We start from the raw sequence: 8,543 nt of genomic DNA on the forward strand, positions 1-8,543 counted from the left end.
CTGGCCGATCCCGAAAAAGAGCGTGATGAACCCGAGGCAGGCGGGCGCAAGCCGCGGCCCCACGTAGTCGCCGGCGGCCGCGGCCGTGATCGTCGGCACGCTCCAGGCCGTCACCCCGAACACCACGGCCGAAAGGTAGAGGCCGAACCGGCCCGAACTCAGCGCATACACCCCGTAGGCGAAGGCGAGCACCGTGTAGGCCAGGGCCGTGGCCCGGGCCCGGCCGATCCGGTCGGAGATGCCGCCCCACAAAAGCCCGCAGAACGTGCTCAGGGCCCCCACCAGCGCCCACAGCCCCCCCGCCTCCCCGGTGCCGAACCCCCGCTGCTTCACGAGGTAGGCCACGAAGAACGTCACGTAGATGATGTAGGAGAACCCGTACATGAAGTACACGAACCCCAGGTACCAGACCTTTCGCTGGCGGTACACGAGCCCCCACTGGAGCACCCCGGCCCGCCCGCCCGGGGTCCCGGCGGGCGGTGCGACCGCCGGATCCTCGCCGATCGGCCGAAGCCCCACCTCGGCCGGGCTCGTGCGAAGGAGCGCCGCGGCCACCGCCGCGATCGCCAGAACCGCCGCCCCCAGCACGAACCAGGCCGTGCGCCAGCCCTCGGGGCCGCCGGCCTGGAGGATCGGCGGCACGATGAGCCCCGCGATCATCGTGCCCGCCCCGATCCCGGCGGTCACGATCCCGGTCGCGAGCCCCCGGAGCCGAAGCGCAAACCACGCCGCCCCGAGGGCCATGGCCGGCACGTAGGCCGCCCCGTTCCCGAGCCCCGTGAGGGTGCGCATGGCCAGGGCGAACCCGAACCCCCGGGCCACCCCCATGCCGGCTAGGGTGAGCGCCATGAGGACCAGGGCCGAGGCGATGACCCGCCGGGGCCCGAACCGGGCGGCCAGCATGCCGCCCACCAGGGCCATCACCAGATACCCCACGAAGTTCCCCATCTCGAGGAGCCCCAACTGGGTGTAGGTGAACCCGAGCCCGTCCTTCATGGCCGGCAGGATCAGGGTGTAGGACATCCGGCCGAACCCGTGGGCCCCGATGGTCACCAGAAGTCCGGTGAAGATGACGACCCAGCCGTAGTGGACCCGCCGCTCACCCATGGGACACCTCCTCGAACTTCGCCACCACCCGGTCCAGCACCCGGCGCTCCTCGTCGGTGAGCCGGACGAGAAACACCCGGTTCGTCTCCTCGTAGATCCGCCGCAACTCCCCCTCCAGGGCCCGGGCCTTCGGGGTGAGCCGCACGTGGACCACCCGGCGGTCCTCCGGGGTGGGCACCCGCTCGGCCAACCCGTCGCGCTCCAGCCGGTCGAGGATGCCCGTCAGGGTAGACTTGTCGAGCGCCACCGCCTCGGCGAGCCGCGAGATGGGGATGTCGTCCTCCTCATAGAGCGCGATGAGGAGGAAAAACTGGGGCTGGGTGAGGCCGTAGGGCTCGAGCCGCTCGCGGTAGGCGCGGGCCATCTGACGCGTCACCTTGCCCAGCGCGAAACACAGGCACTCCCGAAACAGCACGGATCTCTCCTTTTCACGCGGGAGCTGGCCGGTTTAGGCGGCCCCCGCGCCCTCCCCGCGGGCCTTGGAGATCGCGAGGCTGAGCCCGGCCGCCGCGGCCGAGAGCGCCCCGGCCAGGGCCAGGGCCGCCCCGTAGGAGCCGAACCGGTCGAACACCGCGCCTCCCAGAAACGCACCCAGTCCGCCGGCGGCGTGGTGGACGAAGGTCACGGTGCCCGTCAGCAGCGCGATGTTCGCCACCCCGTAGCGCTTCCGCACCAGTACGGTGGTGATGGGGGCCGACGCCATGAACGAAAACCCGTACAACACGGCAAACCCCACGGCCGGCCCCAACCCCGGGAGCAGAAGCACCCCCGCGAAGATGAGGGCCCGCAGGGCGAACGACGCGGCCAGGGGAACGCGCTCGTCCATGCGGTCGGCGAGCCACCCGGACAGGAGCACCCCGAAAAACGAGGCGGCCCCCATGACCGCCTTGACCGCGCCACCGGCGAGGAGCGTTCCACCCCGGTCGAGGAGAAGGGGGACCACGTGGAGATCGACGAGGAAGTCGGTGAAGCCGCAGATCGCGTAGACGGCGCAGATGACCCAGAACGCGGCCGTGGCCACCGCCCCGCCCCAGCCCATCCGGGCCCCTTCGCCATCAGGGGAGCGCCGCGGGCCTTGCGGATTCCCCTCCCCCACCCGACCGAGGCCGAACGCGGCGGGTTCGTCGTGCACGAAGACCAGGGCCAGACCCACCGCGAGGACCAAGAGAAGGGCGAGGCCCCCCAGGGCCCACCGCCATCCCAGGACCTCGGCCGCCCAGGCCACGGGGGAAAGCAGGGTGAGTTGGCCCGCCGCGATCCCGGCGAACCCAAGCGACATGAGAAACCCCGTGCGGCCCGCGAACCACCGCCCCACCACGCTCGCCAGGAGCGTGGGGCCGAGTCCGCCGAACCCCACCCCGGCCAGGAAGCCGTACCCCACGACCAACGGCCCCAGGGAGGTGGCCGCCGCGGACAGCGCGACCCCGGCGACCAGAAGCCCACCGAAGAGCCCCAGGAGCCGGCGGGGCCCGAACCGGTCGTACAGGGCCCCCGACAGGGGCATGGTGAGGGCGAAGCACCACATGTTCGCCGAGTAGGCCCAGGAGCCCACCTCCCGGCTCCAGCCGAACTCCTCGATCATCGGCCGGAAGAGCACCCCATAGGAGAACCGCACCGCCCCGATCGCAAACAGGACGAACACGGCGCTCCCCAGCACCCACCAGCCCCGGTGCCCCCACTCGCCCTTCCCCCCTCGGGCCGACCCGTCCATGCGCGCGCCTTTCCGCCCCCGCCGGCCGGCCCAATATTTCGCACACAAACCGTCTTGTCAAGAAAAAGGCGGTTTCAATACATGAAACCGCCTTCCTCGGTTCGGTCCGTCCCGTCAGTCCGGGGCGTGGGTCGGATCGATCTCGTGGTACTTAGGGGGCATCTGGGGCTCGCTCAGGGCCGCCAGGTTGGGCACGGGGTAGCGGTAGGCCCCGCCCCGGCGTACGTGGTTCAACCCGGCGGCCACCCGGTCCAGGGCGCCCGCGGGCGCGGCGAACGCCATCTCGTGGTCCTGGGTGCCCGCGAACACCCGCTCCCCCGGCCCCGGCACGAGGTAGGTGCACTCCCCCGACTGGGCCACCCCGGCGATCCAGGCCGAGCACCCGAACCGGCCCGAACTCACGGAGCGAACCCCGGTGCCCACCCCGAAGTTCCCGGCCTGGATCAGGGCCAGAACCTGGGCCGGGTTCCCGTACACCACCACCACATGGGGCTCGAACGCGCACCGGTCCAGGGGGGCAAGCCAGATCTCCCGGTACCGCCCCTCGGGCCAGCGGGGGTAGCTCGCCTCCATGGCCCGGGCCACCTCGGGGTCGGCCTGGTAGAAATCGGCTACCTGGCCGGTCAGGAGCCGGTCGGGGGGGATGTGGCCGGCGAACACCTTGGGCATGGGGCACCCGTGGTCGTCCGCCCCGAAGGCCATGGTCCAGCCCAGGGTACGGGCCGCCGTGAGCCCCTGGCACACGGTCATCCGCCGTTTCAGGTGCTCAAGCGGCCGCTTCGTTTTGGGCGGGGCCGCCTCCCCTTCCGCGGCGAGCTTGATGCCCACGGGTTTCGTGAGCGGCCGCACGCAGGTCTCCACGGCGTCCAGAAAGCGTTGGATCGTCTCGGTCATCGTGCCGCCCTCCACATCAAGCCGCCCGGGACGCCCAGCGCCTCGCCCTCTCGGCGAGCGCGGGGAGGTACGTGTCCCAGTTCCTAAGGGTCTCGGGATCGAAATCCGCGCCGTTCGGCCACACGAGGGTGTGCGCCTCCGGGTCGATCCGAACCTGCCGAAACACCTCGGGGTCTTTCAGTTCTCCGTACACCTCCCCCTCCAACACGGGCCGAAAATCGATCGTCACCTCCGCGCCGTCGTCGAACCGCAACCGCAAGGTGTACGGGCCCTCCACAACCAGTTCGGTCACCTTGTAAATGCCGTGCGTCATCGTCACCCTCACCGCAAAGGCTCGATGGGGAACGGGCGTCGCCCTTGCTGCAGACGCTGCCAGTCCTCCATCAGCTCCTCCTGGTGTAGCTCGGCCCACGCTTCCACGAGCCGCCGCTGCCGGCGCGGCAAGAACCCGGCCACCATCTCCACCGGGTCAATGCCGAACACGCCCACGTGGTTCTGATAGTACGCGTGGAAATGCGGGACGTGGTGCGGCTCCCCGACCTCGACGAACATCCGAATCACGATTCCTAAAGAAGCGGCACAGTTCCGGCACGCGCGACCTTTCCGCCGACAGCCCGTTCGCCCCGACCTGGGGGAACCATACCACGGCCGACCCGAATGGCCCAGGGTCCGGGGAAAAGCCCACGGAGACGGGGCCGGATCGCCCCCGCTTTGTCAGGCCGCCTCGGCCGGGGCTTCGTCGTGGAGTTTGACGGAGAGGACCCGGCTCACGCCGGGTTCGGACATGGTGACGCCGTAGAGGTGGTCGGCCGCCTCCATGGTGGAGCGGTTGTGGGTGATGATGACGAACTGGGAGCGGGTCTTGAGTTCGGCCAGGAGCTCCGTGAACCGGCCGATGTTCGCCTCGTCGAGCGGGGCGTCCACCTCGTCGAGGATGCAAAAGGGGCTCGGCTTCACCTGGAAGATGGCGAAGATGAGCGCGACGGCCGTAAGCGCCTTCTCGCCGCCCGACAGGAGGCTGATGTTCTGGGGGCGCTTCCCGGGGGGCCGCGCCACGATGTCGATCCCCGTGGTGAGGAGGTCCTCGGGCTCGGTGAGGACGAGTTCGGCCTCCCCGCCCCGGAAGAGTTTCGGATAGAGTTCCCGGAAGGCCTCGCGGACCTTCTCGAAGGTCTCCCCGAACCGCTTTCGGCTCTCCCGGTCGATCTTCCGGATCGCCTCCTGGAGCGACCGGAGGCTCCCCTCCAGGTCCTCGCGCTGGCGCTCCAGGAACTCGAACCGTTCCTTGCGCTCCTCGTACTGCTCGATGGCGAGCAGGTTCACCTCGCCGAACCCCGCGAGTTTGCGGTCGAGGTCCTCCAGGAGCGCCCGGGTGGCCTCCGGGTCGAACCCCTCGGGCACGCCCTCCCGGGCGGCCTCGTCGATGGATTCGCCCGTCTTCTCCCGGAACCGCTCGGCCAGGGTCCGGGCCTCCACCTCCCGCTCCCGAAGCTCCAGGGCGGCGGCGTTATGGGCCTCCTGGACTTCCCCGAGCCGGACCCGGGACGCCGCGCCGGCCTTTTCGAGTTCCCCCACCCGGGCGCGGGCCGTGTCGAGGGCCTCGGCCGCCTCCCGCGCCGAGCCCTCGGCGGTCTCGAGCTCCCGCCGGGCGACGTCGAGAAACGCGAGCACCTGGCGGAGTTCCTCGAACCGCTGGGCCCGCTCGGCCCGGGCCCGCTCGGCCTCGGCCGCGAGCTTCTCCCGGCGGCGGTCCACGTTCTCGAGGCTCGTCACGAGGGTGCGGATCCGCTCCTGAAGCCCCCGGTGCCGCTGCCGGTCCGCGGCGTCCCGCACCCGCTGCTGGGCCACCCGGGCCCCGAGCACCCGGGCCCGTTCCCGGAGGGCCTCCACCTCGGCCTCCAGCGCCTCCGCCTGCTCCTCGGCCCGCCGGTGGTGTTCCGCCGCCTCGAGCCGCTCGGCCTCGAGGCGCAGCCGCTCCTCCCGAAACCGCTCCTGAGCCTCGAGGAGCTCCTCGCGCTCGAAGGCGATCCCCTCGCAGCGCTCCACCAGCCGCTCGCGCCGTTCGGCGAGCCGCTCCAGGTCCCGCGCCAGGTGCACCACCTGGAGCTCCTGGCGGTGGGCCTCCTCCCGGGCGGCCTCCCCCTCGGCCTCGAGACGCGCGGCCTCGGCATCGAGGGTTTCCACCTCCTGCTCGGCCGCCTCCAGGTCCCGCCGGAGCGCCTCGACCGTGCGGCGAAGCTCCCGGATCTCGCGGTTCTTTCGGAGGAGCCCGGCCTGCTCCCCGGCCTTCGCGCCCCCCGAGATCACCCCCTCGGGGCTCACGGTGTCGCCGTCGAGGGTCACCAGGGTGGCCCGCATCCCGTTTTGCCGCCACAGCCCCACGGCGTGCTCCAGGCTCTCCACCACGAACACGTCGCCCAGGAGCCCCCGGGCGAACGCCTCGTAGCCCTCGGCCACCTCGACGAGATCCAGGAGCCGTCCCCGGGCCCCCGGCGCGCCGGCCGGGGGAAACACGGGCTCCAGGCCCGGCCGGAGCTCCACCGGCGCGAAGCTTGACCGGCCGGCCCGCCGCTCCTTGAGGTGGGTCACGGCCTCCAGCCCCCGGTCGGGATCCTCCACGATCACGTACTGGAGCCGCTCCCCCAGGGCCGCCTCGAGGGCGGCCTCGTACTCCGGCGGCGCCGCCAGGATGTCGGCCACCACGCCGCGCACCCCGTTGCGGCCCGTCGCCAGGGCCTGGGCCAGCACCTCCTTGACCCCCTCGGCGTACCACTCGAACCGATTCTTGAGCTGCTCCAGGCTCTGGAGCCGCGACTCGTCTCCGTGGAGCTTCCGGCGCAGCTCCTCGGCGCGGCGGTTCGCCTGCTCGCGCCGGCTACGGGTCGCCCGCAGGGCCTCTTCGAGCCGGGCCCGTTCGGCCGCAGTCTCGTCCCGGGCGGCCTCGGCCCGGCGGAGCTCCCCCTGGCGGAGCTCGATCTCGGCCTCCACCTCGGCCAGCCGCTCCCGGGCCTCGGCCTCGGTCCGGTTCGCCTCGGCCAGGCGCCGCTGGGCGTCCGACTCCTGGCGGGCGGCGTGGTCGAGGGCGTGGCCCAGCCGGGTGACCTCGGAGAGCGCCTGGAGCACCTCGCGCCTGCGGGCCTCCACGGCCCGTTCGGCCTCCCGCTGGGCCTCGAGGGCGGCCTCGTGCTCCCCCTCCAGGGTTTCCAGAACCCCCTCCCGGCCCTCCAGGCTCTGCTCCAACTCGGCGAGCTCCCGCCGGACCGCCTCGGCCTCGGCCGCCAGCTCCTCCCGCCTTCGGACGAGGTCGGCCGCCTCTGCCTCGGCCGCGGTCGCCCGCTCGGCCAGGGCGTCGATCTCCCGCCGCAGAAAGGACGAGCGCTCCTCGGCCTGGGCGATCCGGTTTCGGACCTCGTACACCCCCTTCTGGACCCCCTCGAGCCCCTTCTCCCTCTCCAGGAGGGCGAGCCGCGCCGCCTCCACCTCGGCCTCGGTCCGGCTCACGGCGGCGTGGGCCTCCACCAACTGGGCCTCCAGTCCCTTCACCCGGTCGCGGCAGGCGGCCAGGCGCTCGGTGAGCCCGGACCACTCGAACACCAGGAGGGCCCGCTCCCCCTCCCGGCGCTGGGCCCGGAGCTTCCGGAACGCCTCGGCCCGGGACGCCTGGCGTTTGAGGGCGTTCATCTCCCGGCGCACCTCGCCGATCACGTCCCCGATCCGCTCCAGGTTCTGGCGGACGTGCTCCATCTTGCGCTGGGTCTCCTCCTTGCGGGCCCGGAACTTCGTGATGCCGGCCGCCTCCTCGATGAGCGACCGTCGTTCCTCGGGCTTCGCCGACAGGATCGCGTCGATCCGCCCCTGCTCCACCACCGAGTAGGCCCGGCGCCCCACGCCGGTGTCCATGAAAAGCTCCATGATGTCCCGGAGCCGGCAGGGCACCTTGTTGATCAGGTACTCGCTCTCCCCCGACCGGTGGAGCCGCCGGGTGATGGCCACCTCGTGGTAGTTGCCGAACTTCTCGGGGAGCGCGCCCTCCACCTCGGTCAGGGTCAGGGTGACCTCGGCCAGGTTCAGGGGTTTCCGGGAGTCGCTGCCGCTGAAGATCACGTCGGTCATGGCGTCGCCGCGGAGCCCCTTGGCGCTCGTCTCGCCCATGACCCAGCGGATCGCGTCGATGATGTTCGATTTGCCGCACCCGTTGGGCCCCACCACGGCCGTGATGCCGTCGTGGAACACGATCTGGGTGGGTTCGGGGAAGGTCTTGAAGCCGCAGAGGTCGAGCTTTTTGAGCTTCATCCGGCTCCATCCGACGTCAGGGGAGGAGGCGACGCCGGCATGCTACGGGATCGGGGGGGAAAAGTAAAGGATAAAACACAACGTACTGTGGCTCCGGTGGCCTAGAACACAAGATCTTGTGTTGCCCCCGGCCCGGCGGTGCGCCGGGCCGGGGCCGAGGGTCAGAACGCGCCGAGCTGGCACGACGAGATCTTGACCCCGAGGGCCTCGCAGGCCTCCGAGACCTTCATCTTGCCGATCCCCCGCTCGGCGGCGATGCGCCACGCCTCGGCGCAGGGAAGCCGACCGTCCACGAGGGCGGAACGGATCGCGGCCTCTAGGTCCGGGTCCACCGACGCGGCGGGTTCCACGATGCTCCGCTTGGGCGGATACCCGAAGAGCCCCAGCTGGCACTTCACGATCGAGATCTCCTGGAGGTCGATGGCGAGCCCCACCTCCGCCGGTGTCGCCCCGCACTCCTCGGCCACGGCGAACGCCGCCGCGCACGCGATCTCCCCTCCCTCGGCCCGCTTCCGCACCGCCTCGGCCACCTCGGGCC

Annotated in this window: 8 protein-coding genes; all 8 read right to left on the minus strand. The window is 71.6% G+C overall.

Annotated elements, in window-relative coordinates; all coding sequences use genetic code 11:
• Positions 1-1,107 (minus strand): MFS transporter (locus ACY0I8_RS13975; RefSeq protein WP_461395252.1); only part of this gene is annotated, 1,107 nt, incomplete at its 3' end.
• Positions 1,100-1,522: a MarR family winged helix-turn-helix transcriptional regulator gene (locus ACY0I8_RS13980; RefSeq protein WP_461395253.1), complete on the minus strand. Its 423-nt coding sequence runs from the start codon at positions 1,520-1,522 to the stop codon at positions 1,100-1,102. The genes ACY0I8_RS13980 and ACY0I8_RS13975, both read right to left, overlap by 8 nt.
• A 33-nt stretch (positions 1,523-1,555) precedes the next feature.
• A complete protein-coding gene (locus ACY0I8_RS13985) occupies positions 1,556-2,818 on the minus strand; it encodes an MFS transporter (protein ID WP_461395254.1) in 1,263 nt (420 codons plus the stop codon).
• A 114-nt stretch (positions 2,819-2,932) separates the two neighbouring features.
• Positions 2,933-3,712 (minus strand): DUF169 domain-containing protein, encoded by a 780-nt coding sequence (locus ACY0I8_RS13990; protein WP_461395255.1) that lies wholly within the window; start codon positions 3,710-3,712, stop codon positions 2,933-2,935.
• Between the two features lie 16 nt (positions 3,713-3,728).
• A complete protein-coding gene (locus ACY0I8_RS13995) occupies positions 3,729-4,025 on the minus strand; it encodes a DUF2442 domain-containing protein (protein ID WP_461395256.1) in 297 nt (98 codons plus the stop codon).
• Positions 4,026-4,033: 8 nt separating this feature from the next.
• Positions 4,034-4,264, minus strand: coding sequence for a DUF4160 domain-containing protein (locus tag ACY0I8_RS14000; RefSeq protein ID WP_461395257.1), 231 nt, complete (start codon positions 4,262-4,264; stop codon positions 4,034-4,036).
• Between the two features lie 162 nt (positions 4,265-4,426).
• Positions 4,427-8,005, minus strand: coding sequence for a chromosome segregation protein SMC (gene smc / locus ACY0I8_RS14005; protein ID WP_461395258.1), 3,579 nt, complete (start codon positions 8,003-8,005; stop codon positions 4,427-4,429).
• 161 nt (positions 8,006-8,166) lie between these two features.
• A partial coding sequence (locus ACY0I8_RS14010) for a hypothetical protein (protein ID WP_461395259.1) occupies positions 8,167-8,543 on the minus strand: 377 nt, incomplete at its 5' end.

The organism is Deferrisoma sp., from assembly GCF_054681715.1.